Raw genomic sequence first — 19296 nt, forward strand, 5'->3', positions numbered from 1 at the left:
AGTGATCAAATCCCGACACGACGCAACCCCGTCTTGGTTCAGATGCAGGTTGGTTAGCATCGTTGCGGGGGTATCTCTGTATCGGCGTGGCAACACCACCAGCAATCCGCGCGAAATGAGCACACGTATTGTTTCTGTGGCTCTCTGTGCGTGAACAGCGTTCCGGTACGGGTAACCAAGCTTCGGCCGAGATTGTCTCGCCTGAGGCAACAACGCCGCCTGGACGGAATATGCTCGTCCAGACGGCGCCGTCGAAATACTGGGCCCTGAAATCCCCAGTGCCAATGGGTCGTGCCGGCGGGGGATAGGTTCAACGTTGCGCCGCCTTGCCGCAGTCCAAGCCACGACATCGTGAGCTGCGCGATCTCGAGCGGATGTGGCTTGCCGATAACGCGCGCGCGCTGGCAGGGTAGTTCGGCCCGACAAGACCAATCCGCGAGAAAGCACCATGGCGCGCAGACTGATCGATATCTCCGTTCCTCTGCAGAACGACGTTCCGGCCGATCCGCCCGGCAACCATCCGACCATCCAGTATATCGATCACCAGCAGGGGCTGCCGCGCATGCTGCAGTTCTTCGATGGACTGAAGGCGGAGGACCTGCCCGACGGACAGGGCTGGGCCGTCGAACAGGTCTCGCTCTCCACCCACAACGGCACGCATCTCGATGCGCCCTGGCATTTCCATCCGACCATGAACCGCGGCGAGCGATCCTGGACCATCGACGAGGTGCCGCTGGAATGGTGCTTCCAGCCGGGCGTGAAGCTCGACTTCCGCCATCTGCCTGACGGTTATGTCGCGACCGCCAACGATGTCGAAGCCGAGCTGAAGCGCATCGGCCACACGCTGTCGCCGCTCGAGATCGTCGTCGTCAACACCAGCGCGGGCGCGAAATATGGCCAGCCCGACTACGTCAATTCGGGCTGCGGCATGGGCTACGAGGCGACGATGTATCTGCTCGAGCGCGGCGTGCGGCTGACCGGCATCGACGGCTGGAGCTGGGACGCGCCGTTCGTCTTCACCGCGAAGAGATACGCTGAGACCAGGGACGCCAGCCTGATCTGGGAAGGCCACAAGGCCGGGCGGCACATCGGTTACTGCCACATCGAGAAGCTGCACAATCTCGAGCTCTTGCCGTCGACCGGGTTCATGGTGTCGTGCTTCCCGGTGAAGATCGAGCGCGCGTCGGCGGGCTGGACGAGGGCGGTCGCCATCCTCGACGGCTAGGCGCGCCGGGGTTCTGATCGGCCAGCTTCGGGAACCGGTGGACAGGCTGTGCATTACGGCGGGTTGTTGCGGCACCGCTACAGCTTGAGGCAGCCGAATCTGCTTTCATGCACGCAGTAGATGCATTGGGTGATCGGGCCGCCGGCTCGTCCTCGCGTCCCGATTTCGGAAGCGTTCTCTCCCGTGACTAGAGCCCCGGCGTCTCCGGGGCTCTTTCTTGCGTGCCGCAGCTGAGCCAAGCCCGGCAGGTGAACCAACCCCCAAAAAGCAAATCAGGTGCGTCGGGACCGACGCACCTGATTTCATGTCTTTAATATCGCTTGTGTCGACCGGGCGGTTGTTACCACCGGCAAACGCGAACACCACGCGGGGTCCACCAACAACGGGGACCGGCGTAACCGCCGTAGTAGCCATAGCCACGGCCATATCCATATCCGCGGCCATAGCCCCACCCGCGACCGCGACCCCAGCCGCCGCCGCGATAGCCCCAGCCACCGCCGCGTCCGCGCCAGGCTTGCGCAGGCGCTGTGGTGACGCCGACCAGGATGGCAGAGGTGCTTGCGACATAGACGAACAACAAAGCGACTGCTGCTAGGCAACGAGTCAGGATATTGTAGCGTTTAGTCATTCTGAAGATCTCCAGTCCACTTCCAAACATCTGAACTGATGCTGGCTGTCTCGCTTAGACGCGCGACACCGGCATTCGGTTCGTGCATGCTAAGACAATATTTTCACTAAGGTTCTTGCGAGCTTTAACGACTCTATTGAGACCAACAGGTAAGGTCAAGTTACAGTCCCGCCTGCAAAGGATACTGTCGTTGCTGCGCTCATCTTGTCGTTCATCCGCCGTTCATTCTGTTCATCTTGCGTTGCGCCGATTTGATTTGTGCATCGCAGAAGCAGAGATTTGAGAACCTCGGAAAATGCCGGCGAGAACTTGAAGTCGACACGATCCTGTTCTCTCAGCGTTGCTGTATCCTTCCAAAGAGTGCCCATGCCGAAACAACACACTTACGTCCTTGGTCTCAACGTCTACGACCATGACGTCAGCGCCTGCCTGCTGCGTGACGGCGCGATCGCCTACGCGATCTCCAAGGAGCGCATCACCCGCGAGAAGCACGCCTCCGGCTTCTACAAGGAAGTCGTCGACTACTGCCTGTCGGCCGAGGGCATCACCCTCGACGACGTCGATCTCGTGGTGCGCAACAGCTACATCCTGCCGGTGCCCGAGATGGAGGAGCGGATGCTCCACCAGGATATGCCGGGCTTCCTGCCGATCGCCGAACGCAACGAGGCAATCAAGCACCCGCTGTTTCGTTCCAAATCCGACAAGGTGGTGTCGATCTCGCACCACCTCGCGCATGCCTACAGCGCGTTCGCGGTGTCCCCATTCAAGGACGGCGTCGTGATGATCGTCGACGGCGTCGGCAATTATCGGGCCGACGCGATGGAGTCCTGCTCCGAAGATGAGGCGTCGCCGCTGGCCCGCGAGTCCGAGAGCTACTACAGGTTCGACGACACCAGGCTCGAATGCCTGAAGAAGGTCTTCATGGAGCCGGCACGGGGGCTGTTGTCGGACGAGTTCTACAACATGCCGGGACTGGGGGCGCTGTACAGCCGGGTCTCGACCTATGTGTTCGGCGACTGGAACAAGTGCGGCGAGTTGATGGGGCTGGCGCCCTATGGCCGCCATGAGCAGGTCGGCCATCTGCTCGAGATGAAGGACGGCAAGCTGCACGTGCCGTTCTGGGGCGCCGAGAACCAGCAGCCCTTCGTGCTCGACAGCGGCAGCTGGGACAAAAGCCCGACGATGCGGCACTGGGAGGACATCGCCTGGCGGGTGCAGGACGACACCGAGAACGTGCTGCTGGCGCGGGCGCGCTGGCTGCGCGAGACCACGGGTGCGAAAAATCTCTGCATCGCCGGCGGCGTCGCGCTGAACTGCGTGGCCAACGGCCGCATCGCGCGCGAGTCGGGTTTCGAAAACATCTGGATCCAGCCCGCCGCCGGCGACGACGGGATCGCCATCGGTTGCGCCTATTACGGCTGGCTCGAGGTGCTCAAGCAGCGCCGCTCGTTCGTGATGGACCACGCCTATGTCGGGCGGCGCTACAGCGAGGCCGAGGTGGCCGCCGCGCTGCAAAGCTTCCTGGTGCGCATCCAGATCGACGCGAAGCGCAGCGACAATATCTGCCGCGACACCGCAAAGCTGCTCGCCGACCAGCGCGTGATCGGCTGGTTTCAGGACCGTTCCGAGTTCGGTCCGCGCGCGCTCGGCAACCGCAGCCTGATCGCCGATCCGCGCAAGGCCGAGATGAAGGACATCCTCAACAGCCGGGTCAAGCACCGCCAGGCATTCCGGGCCGTTCGCGCCGATCGTGCTGGCCGAGCGCATGAAGGAGATCTTCGAAGGCGAGGAGGACTCGCCCTACATGCTGATCGCAAAGCCGGTGCGGCCGGAATGGCGCGACAAGATCCCGGCGATCGTGCATGTCGACGGTTCGGCGCGGGTGCAGAGCGTGCGGGAAGAGACCAACCCGATGCTCTATCGCCTGCTGAAGGAGTTCGAGGCGCTGACCGGCGTGCCGGTCCTGATCAACACCTCGTTCAACGTCAAAGGCGAGCCGATCATCGAGACGCCGCAGGACGCGGTGAGCTGCTTCCTCACCACCGGGATCGACAACCTCGTGATGCATGACACGCTGGTGTCGAAGACCGCCATGCACAAGGTGGTCACGCCTGTGATGACGACGTTCGGCGACGTCGCCACCATCGTCTCCTCGACGACGCAGGACACCAGTCGCGGCGGCTAGAGCGTTTTCGAGCGAAGTGGGCACCGGTTCGCGTGAAGAAAACGCGTCAAAACAAGAATCTAGAGCTTCGGTTCTGATTCAATCAGAACCGAAAATGCCCTAGTGTCCTGAATCAAAAGTTCGGCGGACTCCAAATCGACTCGATGATAGCGGACTCTCCTGATTTGGGGAGGATTGGCGATGGGTCGGCGCTTTGCTCCGCTGGAGCTTGATGAGGTGGAACGTGCTGAGTTGACATCGTTGGCGTCGCGTCGAAGCACTGCTCAGGCGTTGGCGCTGCGGGCTCGGATCGTCCTGGCCTGTGCTGAGGGCGAGCAGAGCAAGGTCGTGGCGGCCCGTTTGGCTGTCGATCCCGACACGGTCGGCAAATGGCGGCGGCGGTTCTCCGAGCATCGGCTTGAAGGTCTTTGGGACGAGCCGCGATCGGGGACGCCACGCACGATTGAGGATGCCCGGATCGAGGCGGTGATCGTTCGCACCCTTGAGACCCAGCCTCCCGGGGCCACCCACTGGAGTTCGCGCAGCATGGCGCGGGCCAGCGGGCTGTCAGTCTCAACAGTACAGCGTATATGGCGCGCTTTCGGCTTGCAGCCGCATCGGTTGGAGACCTTCAAGCTCTCAACCGACCCCGACTTTGTCGCCAAGGTTCGCGACATCGTCGGCCTTTACGTAGCTCCGCCCGAGCGCGCCATCGTACTGTGTGTCGATGAGAAGTCGCAAATCCAGGCGCTGGATCGCAGCCAGCCCATGCTGCCCATGCGACCTGGCCAGCCGGCGCGCCGTAGTCACGACTACAAACGCCATGGCGTCACCTCGCTGTTTGCCGCCCTCGACGTCGCAACCGGCCGGGTCATTGGCAAATGCTATGGACGCCATCGTGCCAAAGAGTTCCGCAAGTTTCTCGATGAGATCGAAGCTGCGGTTCCAGACGATCTGGACGTCCACCTCGTCATGGACAATTACGCAACCCACAAGACGCCGTTGATCCGCAACTGGCTGGCAAAGAGGCCGCGCTGGCACGTCCACCTGACGCCAACCAGTTCATCCTGGCTCAATCAGGTCGAACGCTTCTTTGCACTCATCACCGAGCGTAAGATTAGGCGCGGCATCTATCGCAGTGTGGCGGCGCTACGGGCCGAGATTGCCTCCTTCATCGACCATCACAACGCTGACCCAATGCCGTTCCGATGGACCAAATCAGCTGACGACATTCTCGGCTCAATCGAACGCTTCTGCGCTTACAATCTGCCCGCCAAGGCATAAAATGCCATGAACTTTTGGTTCAGGACACTAGCACTACTTTGGCAGATTGTTGATTTTGCCGCGTTTTATAGGATTCCCGAATCAATTTTTCAATGATTCATGGGTGGTCGGCTCTGGGAGGGCTGACCATGCCCGGATGGGAAGACGAACTCGAACGCTGGCTAATGCCGTTCTTGGACCGGCTGGGTCATAAGACCCGGCAGCGGATGTGTCCTCTGTATGTTGCGGGATTGATCGGTCCGGGCGATCGCAAGAGCGTTCAGCCGATGGCGGAACGCCTTGCCACGAGCAACTACGACCAGTTGCACCATTTCATTGCGGACGGTGTCTGGGACGCGACGCCGCTGGAGACAGAGCTGCTCAACCAGGCGGACCGACTTGTCGGCGGCAGGGATGCGGTGCTGGTTATTGATGACACCTCACTTCCCAAGAAGGGTGAGCGCTCGGTCGGTGTTGCGGCTCAATACGCGTCGGCTCTCGGTAAAACGGCAAATTGCCAAACGCTGGTGTCTTTGACGCTTGCTCGCGGCGAAGTGCCCGTGATGGTCGCGTTACGTCTCTTTCTGCCTGACAGTTGGACAAGCGACATATCTCGTTTGAAGCGCGCTCGCGTGCCAGTCGAACATCGAACGGCACGGTCCAAGCCCGAGATTGCTCTAGCCGAGATTGACCGCGCGATGGCAGCCAACGTGCGCTTTGGATGTGTGCTGGCGGATGCAGGATACGGCCTCAGCGCACCGTTTCGACAAGGGCTAACAGAGCGCGGGCTGACCTGGGCTGTCGGCATCCCTCGGCACCAGAAAGTGTATCCGGTCGATGTGAAGCTCATTTGGCCGATTACCAAAGTCCGCGGAAAACCACGAAAGCACCACGTGCCCGATATCTTATCGATTGCCGCAGAACAAATGCTCGCCAGCGCCAAATGGAAAACCGTGAGTTGGCGTAGCGGGACGAAAGGTCGGCTTAAAGCCCAATTTGCTGCTCTCCGTGTCCGGACCGCCGACGGCCCTCCGCAGCGGATATGGGATAAAGGTCAGCAGCATCTGCCAGGCGACGAAGCCTGGCTCATTGGCGAGCAACGTGCGTCCGGGGAGAAGAAATACTATCTGGCCAACCTTCCGGCGGCGACGGATCTGCGCACGCTGGCCGCCACCATCAAGGCACGGTGGATTTGTGAGCAGGCGCATCAGCAGTTGAAGGAGGAACTTGGACTTGATCACTTCGAAGGGCGATCATGGCAAGGTCTTCATCGCCACGCCTTGATGACAATGATTGCCTACGCCTTCCTGCAACATCGTCGCCTCGCATACGCGGGGCGGAAAAAAAAGAATCAACGGGCCTCCGCCTCAGCCAACCATGCCAGCCGTACGTCACGCCATCGTCGATCTCATCCTTCGGCCGCCGTCTCAGCAGTGCCCATATTGCCGAAAGCAGATCCGTGAAAAACAGCGGCGAAAACACAATCTGCCAAAGTAGTGCTAGGCGGTGTGGACAGTTATCGCAGCCATAGGACGATGGCTGCGAGAGTGATGACGGCAAGGTAATTTCGGGCGGTCTTTTCGAAGCGGGTTGCGACGCGGCGGAATTGCTTGAGCTTTGAGAAGCAGCATTCGACGAGATGGCGCTGGGCATAGAGATGCTTGTCGAGCGGATACTTGAGCGCGCGTGACGGGTTGTTGGGGATGACGGCGAGCGCGCCCTTGGCTGCAAGGTCCTGGCGCAGGTGATCGGCGTCATAAGCCGTATCGGCCATGAAAACCTCGGCAGGCAATCCCTCGATCAATGTGGCGGCTTGCGGTGCATCGCCCTTCTGGCCTGCGGTGATCGTGAACCGTACCGGACATCCCAAGCCGCGAACGGCCATATGTATCTTGGTGCTCAGGCCGCCGCGCGAACGGCCAAGCGCCTGATCTTCAGACCCCCTTTTTTGGCCCCGGCAGCATGCTGATGGGCTCGAACAATGGTGGAATCGACAATCAGATATTCGAAGTCCGGATCGTCGGACATTGCCTCGAAGATCCGCCACCAGACGCCTTTGGCACTCCATCGGCTGAAGCGCCGGAACGCGCTGTTCCAATCCCCGAACGCTTCCGGAAGATCACGCCAGGGAGAGCCCGTGCGAACGATCCACAGCACACCTTCCACGAACATCCGATTGTCGCGCCCGGTCGAGCCCTTCTGGTCAGGCCGGCCTATGATCAGCGGCGCCATCCGCTCCCAAGCCGCATCGCTCAACACCAGACGATCCATCACACCCAAGACTGCCTCCCAAAAGCAGCCTTGAATCTGATTTGCTCCTAAAAGGGAATCCTTAGAGTCCACACCGCCTAGAGCATGGCCCGGAAAAGTGCGAAGCGGTTTTCCCCGCGACAAACGCGAAGCGTTTGCGCGGCCTTGCTCAAAAATAAGGGACTTACGCCGCCTTCGCCGGCGCCGTGGGTTTTGCCGCCGGCGGCTTGACCGGCTTGTCCTGCCGCTTCGACCACGAGATGTAATAGGCCACGATCGTCATGATCGCGATGCCGGAGATGCTGACGAAGATCTGCGCGAACAGCGAGCCCGAGCTCATCGAGAGCTCGAAATGTCCGACAAAGGACAGGAACACGCCGACGCAGAACACCGCCAGCGACTGCTGGCCGCAGACGATCAGGGGATCGAACACCTTCCACTCCAGCGCCGCCCAGTCCTTCGGGATGAAGCGGATCACCAGCACCGTGATCACCACGAAGTGCAGGAAGCGATACGGCGCGAGGTTGGTCTTGTCGTTCGGGTTGAAGGCCGAATAGAGCCAGTCCGGGAACATGGCGCCGAAGTCCGGGAAGCGGCCGGCCATCGTCATGATCAGCGCGAAGATCATATAGGCGATGCAAAACCACAGCGTGTAGCGCGAGTTGATGATGCGCATGTTGTTGCGGGCGCCGCCCATCGCGCACCACGAGCCGAACACGAACAGCACCTGCCAGGCGAACGGATTGAAATACCAGCTGCCGGCCGGGTAGGCCGGCAGGTTCCAGCCCTGGTGGCGCGACACCAGCCACAGCACGAGCGAGGCCGCCATGGTCCAGTTCGGCCGCCGCAGCATGAACCACAGCACCGGGGGGAACAGGCCCATCAGCACGATATAGAGCGGCAGCACGTCGAGATTGACCGGCTTGAATTTCAGGAACAGGCCCTGGCGCAGCGTCTCGGTGGCGTTGTCGACGAGGCCGGCGACGTTGAACTCGTTGATGATCTCGGAATCGCCGAAGCGCAGCGCCAGATAGCTGATCGAGGCGATGTAGATCACGAACAGGATGATATGGGCGACATAGAGCTGCCAGACCCGCTTGGTCAGCCGGGTGGCGCCGACGATGAAGCCGCGTTCCAGCATCATGCGGGCATAGACGAAGGAGGCGGTGTAGCCGGAGATGAAGACGAACAGGTCCGCGGCGTCGCTGAAGCCGTAATTCCGCGTCGTGATCCAGTTCACGACGTTGTCGGGGATGTGATCGAGATAGATCGCCCAGTTGGCGACCCCGCGGAACAGGTCGAGCCGGAGGTCGCGTCCTTTTTCGGGCAGGGTAGCGTGGATTTCCATGGCGCGCCGTTTCCTCGAGGTGATGCTTGTCGAGAAGATCGCGCCGCGGGCCCGGGGGACTGCTAAGGGAAGCCTCCCGAGGCCAGATTGTCACAGCGCGGTAGAATGACTATACCGGTCCGGCGAAGGCTGCCTCCGAGATCGAGGAATCACCGATCAGATCGTTGATAGGTGTCTCTATACTATCCCGGTGGTTTCCTTCAAATCGCTTCCATGTCGCACATCCCACGGGGCCGACCATCCATGACCGCACGCATTTTTAAGCCCGCCAAAAACGCGATGCAATCGGGACGTGCCAAGACCAAAGAGTGGCAACTGGACTACGAGCCGGAGCAGCCGCGCTCCGTGGAGCCCTTGATGGGCTGGACCTCGTCCACCGACATGAAGCAGCAGCTGACGCTGCAGTTCGAGACCAAGGAAGAGGCGGTCGCCTATTGCGAGCGCAAGGGCATCGCCTACCAGGTGATCGAGCCGAAGGATTCGGCGCACCGCCAGATCGCCTATGCCGACAATTTCGCGTTCCGCCGTTGGGAGCCTTGGACCCACTAAGGTTGGACCCACTAAGTCCTGACTGGCGCCCGGATCAGCTCGCCGCGGGCGCGGCGAGGGCGCCCGGGATCGGCAGCGGCGCGTCCTTGGAGACGCCGAGCACCGGAAAGCTTCTGATCTTACGCACATTGGGCAGGCCGGCGAATTGCAGCAGCTGCTGGCGCATGTCGTCGACGCTGGGCGCGACGCATCGGAGCATGAAGTCGGCATCGCCCGAGATCCGCCAGCATTGCAGGAAGCGCGGCACGGCCGCCACATCAGCCTCGAACGCCTCGATCGCGCTCAGGGTCTGGCTGTCGAGCTGGATCAGCACGAAGGTCGTCACCTCATAGCCGAGCAGCCGCTCGTCCAGCGTGGCGCGGATCGCCTGGATCACGCCGCGGCTGCGCAGGGCGCGAACCCGGCGCAGGCAGGGCGGGGCGGTGATGCCGACCCGTTCGGCGAGCTCGTTGATCCTGATCCGGCCGTCCCGCTGCAACTCGGACAGGATCCGCAGATCGATGTCATCGAGCTGTGGGCGCTCGGTCACGGTCACGAGCCCGCCACGGCGGCGCGCCGGCTGTCGCTGCCGTGGCTCGCCTGGCCGATCGCAGCCCGCGGCGCGACGCCCGACAGCACCAGCTTCTCATGCGCCGCGATGATGGCGTCGCGGGTCAGCCGGCCGCCGGGGCGGTACCAGGTGCACAGCCCGGTGAGCAGCGCCAGGATCGCGAAGGTCGCGACCTGGATGTCGACCACCTCGAACGCGCCGTCCGCCGCCCCGTCGGTGAGGATCTGCGCCAGCCGCTGCTCATAGGCGCCGCGCAGCGCCACCACCGCGTCGTAGTTCTTCGCATCGAGGCTGCGCAGCTCGGAATTGGCGATGAAGACCTCGCGCTTGCGGGTCATGTGGTAGGTGACGTGGAACGCGACAAAGGCGCGCAGCTTCTCGACCGGATCGGCCTTGCCCTCGAGCGCAAGATCAAGCTCGCGCAGCAAATCGTTGATATGGTCCTGGACCAGATCGAACAGCAGGTCCTGCTTGGTTGAGATATGGTTGTAGAGTGAGCCTGCCTGGATGCCGACCTCGGCGGCGAGCTGGCGCAGGCTCATGGCCTCGTAACCGTGCTCGAAGATCAGGCGCACGCCGGCCTTGCGGATCGCCTCCAGCGTGGTGGGGCCGTGTGAGCCGATCGTGCGTGCCATCGGGGCCTCGGAGGGTGTTGGCTTGCCAGGGAGGACCAGGAAACAAGCGAACGACCGTATGTATATCGCATGAAATCCCAGTGAATTCAATGAACTGCGGATTTCGCCCGCAAACCATAGCACGATTGCTTGCGAAGCCAAGAAAAAAACGTATGATCGTTTAATTGCAAGATGAATCTCACGGGAGGGATCATGGCCTCGAACCAGGCGGCAATCTTCAATTTCGACCTTGGCGAGACCGCGGATGCGATCCGCGAGACGGTGCATGATTTCTCGACCAACGAGATCGCGCCGCGCGCCGCCGAGATCGACCGCAGCAACCAGTTTCCGCGCGACCTCTGGCCCCGGATCGGCGCGCTCGGCCTGCACGGCATCACCGTCGAGGAGGAGTATGGCGGCTCGGGCCTCGGCTATCTCGAGCACTGCATCGCGGTCGAGGAGATCTCGCGGGCGTCGGCCTCGGTCGGCCTGTCCTACGGCGCCCATTCCAACCTTTGCGTCAACCAGATCCGCCGCAACGGCAATGAGGCGCAGAAGCGCAAATACCTGCCGAAGCTGATCTCCGGCGAGCATGTCGGCTCGCTCGCGATGTCGGAGCCGTCGGCGGGCTCGGACGTGGTCTCGATGAAGACCCGCGCCGACAAGAAGGCCGACCGCTTCGTCCTCAACGGCAACAAGATGTGGATCACCAATGGCCCGGTCGCCGATACGCTGGTGGTCTACGCCAAGACCGATCCGAACGCCGGCCCGCGCGGCATCACCGCCTTCATCATCGAAAAGGGCATGAAGGGATTTTCCACCGCGCAGAAGCTCGACAAGCTCGGCATGCGCGGCTCCGACACCTGCGAACTGGTGTTCGAGGATTGCGAGGTGCCGGAGGAGAACGTGCTCTCCGAGGTCGGCCGCGGCGTCAACGTGCTGATGAGTGGTCTCGACTACGAGCGCGCGGTGCTGGCGGCGGGGCCGATCGGCATCATGCAGGCCTGTATGGACGTGGTGCTGCCCTACGTGCACGAGCGCAAGCAGTTCGGCGAGCCGATCGGCTCGTTCCAGCTGGTGCAGGGCAAGGTCGCCGACATGTACACCACGATGAACGCCTCGCGCGCCTATGTTTACGCGGTGGCGAAGGCCTGCGATCGCGGCGAGACCACGCGCGAGGACGCCGCCGGCGCCATCCTCTACGCCGCGGAGAAAGCCACCCAGTGCGCGCTGGATGCGATCCAGCTGCTGGGCGGCAACGGCTACATCAACGACTATCCGACCGGCCGCTTGCTGCGCGACGCAAAACTCTACGAGATCGGCGCTGGCACCAGCGAGATCCGCCGCATGCTGATCGGCCGCGAGCTGTTCGCCAAGACAGCCTGATGTCTTCTCCCTCGCCCCGCGCTTGCGGGGAGAGGGGCTGTCACCGCACCAGTGGTGGCAGTTGTGCTCGCCCCGGCACGATAATTGACCTTGAACCCTACCGATACTCCAACGAAACGTGCAACACCGATGCCGCTTCATTCGACGATCGATCCCACATCTTCTGAATTTGCCCGCAACGCCGAGGTGATGCGCGGCCTGGTCGCGGAGCTCCGCGGCAAGCTCAACCAGGTGGCCGGCGGCGGCGGCGAGACCTCGCGCAAGCGGCACACCTCGCGCGGCAAGATGCTGGCGCGCGATCGTGTCGATCTCCTGGTCGATCCCGGCACCGCGTTCCTCGAGTTGTCGCCGCTCGCCGCCAACGGGCTCTATGGCAGTGACGTGCATTCCGCCAGCGTCATCACCGGCGTCGGGCGCATCGCGGGGCGCGAGTGCATCATCGTCGCCAACGACGCCACCATCAAGGGCGGCACCTATTACCCGATGACGGTGAAGAAGCATCTGCGCGCCCAGGACATCGCGCGGCAGAACAATCTGCCCTGCGTCTACATGGTGGATTCCGGCGGCGCCTTCCTGCCGCTGCAGGACGAGATCTTTCCCGACGAGCGGCATTTCGGCCGCATCTTCTACAACCAGGCCCAGATGTCGTCGCAGGGCATCCCGCAGATCGCGATCGTGATGGGCTCCTGCACCGCTGGCGGCGCCTATGTGCCGGCGATGTCCGACGAGAGCATCATCGTGCGGAATCAAGGCACGATCTTCCTCGGTGGTCCGCCGCTGGTGAAGGCGGCGACCGGCGAGGTCGTCACCGCCGAAGAGCTCGGCGGCGCCGATGTGCACTCGCGCCAGTCGGGCGTGACCGATCATTATGCGCAGAACGACGCCCACGCGATCGGGATCGCGCGCCGCATCGTGGCGACTCTGAAGCAGCCGGTGAAGGCACAGCTCAACATGCGTTCCCCGCAGGATCCGCTGTTTCCGGCCGAGGAGATCTACGGCGTGGTCTCCGCCGACGGCAGAAAACCGTTCGACGTGCACGACATCATCGCGCGGATCGTCGACGGCTCCGAATTCGACGAGTTCAAGAAGCTCTACGGCACCACGCTGATCTGCGGCTTCGCCCATATCTTTGGCTATCCGGTCGGCATCATCGCCAACAACGGCATCCTGTTCAGCGAGAGCTCGCTGAAGGGCGCGCATTTCATCGAGCTGTGCTGCCAGCGCGGCATTCCGCTGGTGTTCCTGCAGAACATCACCGGCTTCATGGTCGGCAAGAAATACGAGGCGGGCGGCATCGCGCGCGATGGCGCCAAGCTGGTGACGGCGGTCGCCACCGCCGGCGTGCCGAAATTCACCGTCGTGATCGGCGGCTCCTACGGCGCCGGCAATTACGGCATGTGCGGCCGCGCCTACAGCCCGCGCTTCCTCTGGCTGTGGCCGAATGCGCGCATCTCGGTGATGGGCGGCGAGCAGGCCTCGATGGTGCTGAGCCAGGTGCGGCGCGACGGCATCGAGGCCAAGGGCGAGAGCTGGTCGGCGGAAGAGGAAGACAAGTTCCGCGAGCCGATCCGCGCGCAATACGAGAAGCAGGGCAATCCCTATTACGCCACGGCGCGGCTGTGGGATGACGGCGTGATCGATCCGGCCGATACGCGCCTCGTGCTCGGGCTTGGGCTGTCGGCGGCGGCGAACGCGCCGATCGAGCCAACGAAATTCGGCCTGTTCAGGATGTGACCCAGGATCTGATCATGGACCGCTCAAAACTCACCCGGCGTTTCCGCACGCTTCTGATCGCCAACCGCGGCGAGATCGCCTGCCGCGTCATCCGCTCGGCGCGCGCCATGGGGCTGCGCACCGTCGCGGTTTATTCCGAGGCCGACCGCGGCGCGATGCATGTCGCGCTCGCCGACGAGGCGGTGCTGCTCGGTCCGGCCCGGGCGCGCGACAGCTATCTCAGCATCGAGCGCGTCATCGCCGCCGCCAAGGAGACCGGCGCCGAGGCGGTGCATCCCGGCTACGGCTTCCTGTCTGAAAATGCCGAGTTCGCGCAGGCCTGCCTCGAGGCCGGTCTGGTGTTCGTCGGCCCGACCGCCGAGATGATGACGGCGATGGGCTCGAAGTCCGGCTCGAAGGCGCTGATGGAGAAGGCCGGCGTGCCGCTGGTGCCGGGCTATCACGGCGAGGCGCAGGACGAGGCGACGCTGGCAGAAGCCGCCAACCGGATCGGCTTCCCGGTGCTGGTGAAGGCGTCGGCCGGCGGCGGCGGCCGCGGCATGCGTGTGGTCAATTCGGCGGCTGAGCTCACGGCCGCGATCACCAGCGCCAAGCGCGAGGCCAAGGCGGCGTTCGGCGACGACCGCATGCTGATCGAGAAATACGTGCAGAACCCGCGCCACATCGAGGTGCAGATCATCGGCGACAGCCACGGCAATCTGCTCTCGCTGTGGGAGCGCGAATGCACGCTGCAGCGCCGCCACCAGAAGGTGATCGAGGAGGCGCCGTCGCCGACGCTGAACGCCGCGCAACGCGAGACGGTTTGCGAGGCCGCCCGCAAGGCCGCCGGCGCGGTCAACTATATCGGCGCCGGCACCATCGAGTTCGTCTCCGACGGCAAGGACGTGTTCTTCATCGAGATGAACACCCGCCTGCAGGTCGAGCATCCCATCACCGAGCTGATCACCGGCGTCGATCTCGTTGAATGGCAGCTGCGCGTCGCTTTCGGCGAGGCGCTGCCGCTGAAGCAGGACGAGATCAAACTGAACGGGCATGCCATCGAGGCGCGCGTTTACGCCGAAAATCCGCAGAAGAACTTCATGCCCTCGGTCGGCCGCATCAAGACCTGGCGGACGCCGCCGGAAGGCGACGGCCTGCGCATCGATGCCGGCTATCGCAGTGGCGATAACGTCTCGCCTTACTATGACGCGATGCTCGCCAAGGTGATCGCCTGGGCGCCAACGCGCGAGGGCGCGATCGACAAGCTCAATCGCGGGCTGCAGGAAACCGATGTCCGCGGCATCGTCACCAATATCCCGTTCCTGTCGGCGCTGGTGACGCATCCGGACACACAAGCCAATGCGATCGACACCGGCTTCATCGAGCGCGAGCTAAAGAACCTGACATCGGGTACCGGCACGGCCGGCGAGTTCGAGCTCTGCGCGGCAGTCGCCGCAATCGTCAACGACGAGCAAAAGGCGGCGCAGCGCGAGGCCAACTCGCCCTGGCAGGCGTTCGGCTGGATGCCGGTCGGCCGCCGGCAGCGGGTGTTTTCGTTCCGGCAGGGCCATGGGCCCGCGCAGACGATCACGCTGCACTATGGCAACGGACCGTCGACGCTCACGGTCGGCGGGCGCGAACTCGTCTTCGCCATCTCGTCAGCCGGCGATGACGGCTTTGACCTGACGCTCAAGGGCCTCAAGTCGCGTATTGCCTCGGTCATCGAGGGCCACGAGCTTTACTTGCGCACCCGCAACGGCCGCTTCGACCTGCACTGGGTCGATCCGTTCGGCGGCGAGAGCGAGGAGCAGGTCGGCGAGGACAAGATCGTGGCGCCCTTGCCGGGCACCGTGGTCGCGCTGCTGGCCGAGGAGGGCGCGAGCTTGGAGAAGGGCGCCCCGATCCTGACGCTCGAAGTGATGAAGATGGAGCAGACCCTGCGCGCGCCCTATGCCGGGGTGCTGAAGAAGCTCAAATGCAAGGTCGGCGACATCGTCGGCGAGGGCGTCGAGCTTGCCGAAGTCGAACCTGCGGCCGCGTCATGAGCGATCAGATCCAACTCATCGAGATGGGGCCGCGCGACGGCCTGCAGAACGAGAAGACGCCGGTCAGCGTCGAGGCGCGCATCGCCTTCGTCGAGGCGCTGGTGGCGGCCGGGCTCAATACCGTCGAGGTCGGCGCCTTCGTGTCGCCGAAGGCGATCCCGCAGATGGCGAGCTCCGATCAGGTGCTGCGCGGCGTCAGCCACATCAAGGGCGCCGAATTCCACGTGCTGGTGCCGAACGAGAAGGGCTATGACGCCGCGCGCGCGGCCGGCGCCGAGGTGGTCTCGGTGTTCGCGGCGGCCTCCGAAGGCTTCTCGCGCGCCAATATCAATTGCTCGGTCGCGGAATCGATCGAGCGCTTCAAGCCGGTGCTGGCGCGCGCCAAGGCCGACGGCGTCAAGGTGCGTGGCTATATCTCCTGTGTGCTCGGCTGTCCGTTCGACGGCGAGATCAAGCCGAAGGCGGTCGCCGACCTCGCGGTGACGCTGTGGGATCTCGGCTGCTACGAGATCTCGCTTGGCGACACCATCGGGGTCGGCACGCCGCTGAAGGCCAAACGGATGCTGCGTGCGGTCGGTTCTGAGTTGCCGATCGGCAACCTCGCGATGCACTTCCACGACACCTACGGCCAGGCGCTCGCCAATCTCTACGCCGGCATGGAGGAGGGCGTCCGCGTCATCGATGCCGCCGCCGGCGGTCTCGGCGGCTGCCCCTACGCCCCCGGCGCCACCGGCAACGTCGCGACCGAGGACGTCGCCTACATGCTCGAGGGCATGGGCGTGAAGACCGGGATCGATATGGACAGACTGCTGGCCGCGACCAACGAGATGGCCGGCTTGCTCGGCCGTCCGCCGGTCAGCCGTGTTGCGTCCGCGCTCAACGCGAAGCGCACGCGGCTCGCCAAATCGTAAATTGTGGGATGCTTGGAGCGATTTGGGATTGCAGCCGCCTCAATCTTCGGCGGTCGCGCCCGGAGTTATGCGCTGCGAAGCGCAGATTCAAGGCACATAGTCGCGCCCCTGGCTTGCGCAATCTGGGCTCCCGAAGCTGGACTCTCGACCCATATGCGCATGGTGCGACAGCGCTTCGCGCTATCGCCGCCCTCCTTGAGGGCGTTTCCTCCCTAGACTTGGGCCGCTTGTTGTTTCGAGCGGCCCTTTTTCTTACGCCGCCGGAGCATTGACCGTCGCGATCACGGCCCTCATATCGGTCGCCAGCTCGCGATAGTGCCCGCCCAGCCGCTGGTATAGCTCGCGGTTGCTCCCATCCAGCGTCCTGCTAGCGATCAGCTCGCATTCGTCGGCGAGGATCTCAAATCGTTCCAGTTTTGCTTGGAGAGCAGACATGGCGGGCGTTTCCCTGACACCGTTACTGAGGGAGTTGCGACGCTACTACTCGGACTGCGTCTAACACAGCATAATTATAGGGTAGAATTAAATTCTTCCCGGCAGCGACTTTGACCGATTGATGGGAGCGGACTTGTCCGCCGTAGCTCTAACAGCGAAGGCGGAAGCGCATGAGCGTTTCGAGGAATTCCGGAGGCAAATCGCAGCGCTCGGTATGAGGTGAGCAACTGACGATGCGGCGGAGCCGTAATCGGATCGGTAGTGCGCAGCGAAGCCCATCAATTCAGTATCCGCGGCGCAAATGATGGGTATCGCTTCGCTCTACCCTATGAGCGAGTCCTTCCGCCGGATGGAACCCGTTTTGCGGCGCACACAGCCGCCGTCATCGGCTCGGCTCCCGATTAAACCCTCCCGAAAGCGTTCATGGCTTGGTGACTCAAACGTGCTGAGGTGAGAGGGCTCGCAATTGCTCCAGGTGGATTCTCGCCATGTCCGGACAGGTGTCAGCTTCCCGCGGCCGAACGTTTCTGGCCGGAAAGATCGTCTTCAATTTCGGCCGGTCGGCCTTCGACTGCACGGTCCGCCAGCTCACGGAGACGGGCGCCACCGTGGAACTCGAAAGTGTCGTAGGCATTCCCGATCACATTCAACTGTTGCTCGTCGGCAGCAATCAGGTGAAGCCATGCAAACGGCTGTGGCAATCGGACCGCCAGCTCGGCCTGGCTTTTGAAGAGCAGCAGGCCAACGCTGCGGCGCCCACGCCTGCCGCTCCTGCGCCGGCCGCCATTCCGGAGCGGCGCAGCGGCGATATTCTGCGCGGGCACATGCTGGCGCTGCGCGCGGCGCTCGATCAGATACCCGTCGGCATCCTGCTGTTGGACGTGGAGCTGAAGGCCCAGTTCATCAACCGCGCGTTTCGGAACATGTGGCGGCTTCCGGACGAGGTGGCCGACCGCAACCCCAGCTTAACCGACCTGATGCATCACGGCTGCAAGACGATGGCCTACGAGCTGCCGGCCGCGCAGCTCGAAGCCTATGTTGCCGAGCGCGTCCGCCTCGTGAACGTCGGGGACCCGAGCCCGATCGATCTCAGGCGCAGCAATGGCGACGTGGTTCGATGTCAGTGCACGCCGCTGCCCGACGGCGGCCGGATGGTGAGCTACACGCCCGTGACCGACATCGTGCGCGCGTCCGACAAGCTGAAGGTGCTGACCGGCGCGCTCGAGACTGTGGAGGACGGCGTCGTCCTGCTCGACCGCGATCTCAATGCGATCTTCCTCAATCGGCGAATGCGGGAATTCTGGGAGGTGAGCGAGGAGGAGGTCGCGCGGCATCCGGCATACATCACACTGCTCACGCGCAACCGCCGCGCCGTTCCGACGGGCGCGACCCCGGAGCAGATCAGGGCCTTTCCTGCGAAGCGGATTGCGGAGATCAAGGCAGGCGATCACAAGCGCGACGTGCAGACGCCGGACGGCCGCCATATCAGGATCCATTGCTCGACGATGGCAAACGGCGGTCGCATGCTGACCTTCGTCGACGTGACCGATCTCGTACGCAACGCACGGCAGCTGGAGGTGCTCGCGACCACCGATCCGCTCACCGGATTGTTCAACCGTCGGCACTTCCTGGCGACGCTGGATGCGGAGTGGAGCCGGTTCCAGCGCTACTATCGTTCGGTATCTGTGCTGATGGTCGATATCGATCACTTCAAGAGCATCAATGACCGCTTCGGACATGCGGTCGGTGACGAGGCCATCAAGGCTGTTGCCGGGATATGCATTCGGGGCAAGCGCAAGTCCGACGTCGTCGGCCGCGTTGGAGGCGAGGAGTTCGCCGTCTTGCTGCCGGAGACCACATTGTCGCGCGCTCGAACCGTCGCCGAGCGCATCCGCAAGAGGGCGGAAGCGCTGTCGTTGAGGGCTGATGATCGACTGGTGCCACTGACAGTGAGCATCGGCGTTGCCGAGGCCCTCACAAGCATGCCCGGGATTGATGCCCTGACGAAGGCCGCCGATGCGGCGCTCTACCAGGCCAAGGAGCACGGCCGGAATCGTACGGAGTGCTGGTCACCTCCGTCGCCACCGAAGCTGGCCGCCGGGTAAATTGCAGGATGGAGGGACTTGTCCGCCGTAGCCCGAAGAGCGAAGGCTGAAGCGATACGCCCATCGCGTCACCGCGAATTGGATGACATCGCTGCGCATCGGTGGAACGA

The 19296-nt window shown here is 63.2% G+C and carries 14 protein-coding genes and 1 pseudogene; 10 read left to right on the forward strand and 5 right to left on the reverse strand.

What is annotated here, in order from left to right; all coding sequences use genetic code 11:
* The first annotated feature begins 448 nt into the window (after positions 1-448).
* From ACVW1B_RS12745 to ACVW1B_RS12760, 4 genes and pseudogenes are all read left to right on the forward strand, one after another.
* Positions 449-1225: a cyclase family protein gene (locus ACVW1B_RS12745; RefSeq protein ID WP_253608721.1), complete on the forward strand. Its 777-nt coding sequence runs from the start codon at positions 449-451 to the stop codon at positions 1223-1225.
* 994 nt (positions 1226-2219) lie between these two features.
* Positions 2220-4038 (forward strand): annotated as a pseudogene (locus ACVW1B_RS12750) (carbamoyltransferase family protein).
* A 180-nt stretch (positions 4039-4218) separates the two neighbouring features.
* On the forward strand, positions 4219-5301 hold the full coding sequence (locus ACVW1B_RS12755; protein ID WP_253604297.1) for an IS630 family transposase: 1083 nt from the start codon (positions 4219-4221) through the stop codon (positions 5299-5301).
* A gap of 92 nt (positions 5302-5393) precedes the next feature.
* A complete protein-coding gene (locus ACVW1B_RS12760; protein ID WP_253605578.1) occupies positions 5394-6743 on the forward strand; it encodes an IS701 family transposase in 1350 nt (449 codons plus the stop codon).
* Positions 6744-6796: 53 nt separating this feature from the next.
* On the opposite strand, the gene ACVW1B_RS12765 is transcribed toward ACVW1B_RS12760, so the two are convergent.
* Together ACVW1B_RS12765 and ACVW1B_RS12770 are read right to left on the reverse strand one after the other, a co-directional pair.
* A protein-coding gene (locus tag ACVW1B_RS12765; protein ID WP_456823026.1) for an IS5 family transposase occupies positions 6797-7560 on the reverse strand; the annotation gives its coding sequence in 2 pieces (ribosomal slippage) (positions 6797-7222 and positions 7225-7560; 762 coding nt in all).
* Between the two features lie 154 nt (positions 7561-7714).
* Positions 7715-8878, reverse strand: a complete 1164-nt coding sequence (locus ACVW1B_RS12770) for an OpgC domain-containing protein (protein ID WP_050384313.1) — start codon at positions 8876-8878, stop codon at positions 7715-7717.
* Positions 8879-9121: 243 nt separating this feature from the next.
* Between ACVW1B_RS12770 and ACVW1B_RS12775 the strand changes: the two genes are divergently transcribed.
* A complete protein-coding gene (locus tag ACVW1B_RS12775; RefSeq protein WP_016846428.1) occupies positions 9122-9427 on the forward strand; it encodes an ETC complex I subunit in 306 nt (101 codons plus the stop codon).
* 34 nt (positions 9428-9461) lie between these two features.
* On the opposite strand, the gene ACVW1B_RS12780 is transcribed toward ACVW1B_RS12775, so the two are convergent.
* Both ACVW1B_RS12780 and ACVW1B_RS12785 read right to left on the reverse strand, forming a co-directional pair.
* Positions 9462-9956, reverse strand: coding sequence for an Lrp/AsnC family transcriptional regulator (locus ACVW1B_RS12780; protein ID WP_028332152.1), 495 nt, complete (start codon positions 9954-9956; stop codon positions 9462-9464).
* Between the two features lie 2 nt (positions 9957-9958).
* Complete coding sequence (locus ACVW1B_RS12785; RefSeq protein WP_253608716.1) at positions 9959-10612, reverse strand: TetR/AcrR family transcriptional regulator; 654 nt, start codon at positions 10610-10612, stop codon at positions 9959-9961.
* A gap of 192 nt (positions 10613-10804) precedes the next feature.
* On the opposite strand from ACVW1B_RS12785, the gene ACVW1B_RS12790 reads away from it, so the two are divergent.
* The 4 genes from ACVW1B_RS12790 (at position 10805) to ACVW1B_RS12805 (ending at position 16646) form a co-directional block, all read left to right on the forward strand.
* Positions 10805-11977 carry an isovaleryl-CoA dehydrogenase gene (locus ACVW1B_RS12790; protein WP_456780610.1) on the forward strand — a complete coding sequence of 391 codons (1173 nt, stop codon included), beginning with the start codon at positions 10805-10807 and terminating at the stop codon, positions 11975-11977.
* A gap of 129 nt (positions 11978-12106) precedes the next feature.
* Positions 12107-13711 (forward strand): carboxyl transferase domain-containing protein, encoded by a 1605-nt coding sequence (locus ACVW1B_RS12795; protein WP_253608714.1) that lies wholly within the window; start codon positions 12107-12109, stop codon positions 13709-13711.
* Between the two features lie 14 nt (positions 13712-13725).
* Entirely contained in the window at positions 13726-15735 is a 2010-nt protein-coding gene (locus ACVW1B_RS12800) for an acetyl/propionyl/methylcrotonyl-CoA carboxylase subunit alpha (RefSeq protein WP_253608713.1), read from the forward strand.
* The gene (locus tag ACVW1B_RS12805; protein WP_456780609.1) at positions 15732-16646 is read left to right on the forward strand and encodes a hydroxymethylglutaryl-CoA lyase; all 915 of its coding nucleotides are present in this window, start codon (positions 15732-15734) and stop codon (positions 16644-16646) included. Before ACVW1B_RS12800 ends, ACVW1B_RS12805 begins: the two co-directional genes overlap by 4 nt.
* Positions 16647-16898: 252 nt before the next feature.
* Here ACVW1B_RS12805 and ACVW1B_RS12810 read toward each other — a convergent pair whose 3' ends face one another.
* Complete coding sequence (locus ACVW1B_RS12810; protein WP_092083416.1) at positions 16899-17081, reverse strand: hypothetical protein; 183 nt, start codon at positions 17079-17081, stop codon at positions 16899-16901.
* Positions 17082-17569: 488 nt separating this feature from the next.
* On the opposite strand from ACVW1B_RS12810, the gene ACVW1B_RS12815 reads away from it, so the two are divergent.
* Positions 17570-19186, forward strand: a complete 1617-nt coding sequence (locus ACVW1B_RS12815; protein WP_456792185.1) for a diguanylate cyclase — start codon at positions 17570-17572, stop codon at positions 19184-19186.
* Positions 19187-19296 lie beyond the last annotated feature (110 nt).

This window comes from Bradyrhizobium sp. USDA 4502, from assembly GCF_054063355.1.

Bases quoted from the DNA above. Each gene is read 5' to 3' on its own strand.
- ACVW1B_RS12755 (WP_253604297.1), top strand. From the start codon at position 4,219: ATGGGTCGGCGCTTTGCTCCGCTGGAGCTTGATGAGGTGGAACGTGCT.
- ACVW1B_RS12770 (WP_050384313.1), bottom strand. From the start codon at position 8,878: ATGGAAATCCACGCTACCCTGCCCGAAAAAGGACGCGACCTCCGGCTC.
- ACVW1B_RS12795 (WP_253608714.1), top strand. From the start codon at position 12,107: ATGCCGCTTCATTCGACGATCGATCCCACATCTTCTGAATTTGCCCGC.
- ACVW1B_RS12800 (WP_253608713.1), top strand. From the start codon at position 13,726: ATGGACCGCTCAAAACTCACCCGGCGTTTCCGCACGCTTCTGATCGCC.
- ACVW1B_RS12785 (WP_253608716.1), bottom strand. From the start codon at position 10,612: ATGGCACGCACGATCGGCTCACACGGCCCCACCACGCTGGAGGCGATC.
- ACVW1B_RS12760 (WP_253605578.1), top strand. From the start codon at position 5,394: ATGATTCATGGGTGGTCGGCTCTGGGAGGGCTGACCATGCCCGGATGG.
- ACVW1B_RS12805 (WP_456780609.1), top strand. From the start codon at position 15,732: ATGAGCGATCAGATCCAACTCATCGAGATGGGGCCGCGCGACGGCCTG.
- ACVW1B_RS12745 (WP_253608721.1), top strand. From the start codon at position 449: ATGGCGCGCAGACTGATCGATATCTCCGTTCCTCTGCAGAACGACGTT.
- ACVW1B_RS12790 (WP_456780610.1), top strand. From the start codon at position 10,805: ATGGCCTCGAACCAGGCGGCAATCTTCAATTTCGACCTTGGCGAGACC.
- ACVW1B_RS12775 (WP_016846428.1), top strand. From the start codon at position 9,122: ATGACCGCACGCATTTTTAAGCCCGCCAAAAACGCGATGCAATCGGGA.
- ACVW1B_RS12815 (WP_456792185.1), top strand. From the start codon at position 17,570: ATGTCCGGACAGGTGTCAGCTTCCCGCGGCCGAACGTTTCTGGCCGGA.
- ACVW1B_RS12810 (WP_092083416.1), bottom strand. From the start codon at position 17,081: ATGTCTGCTCTCCAAGCAAAACTGGAACGATTTGAGATCCTCGCCGAC.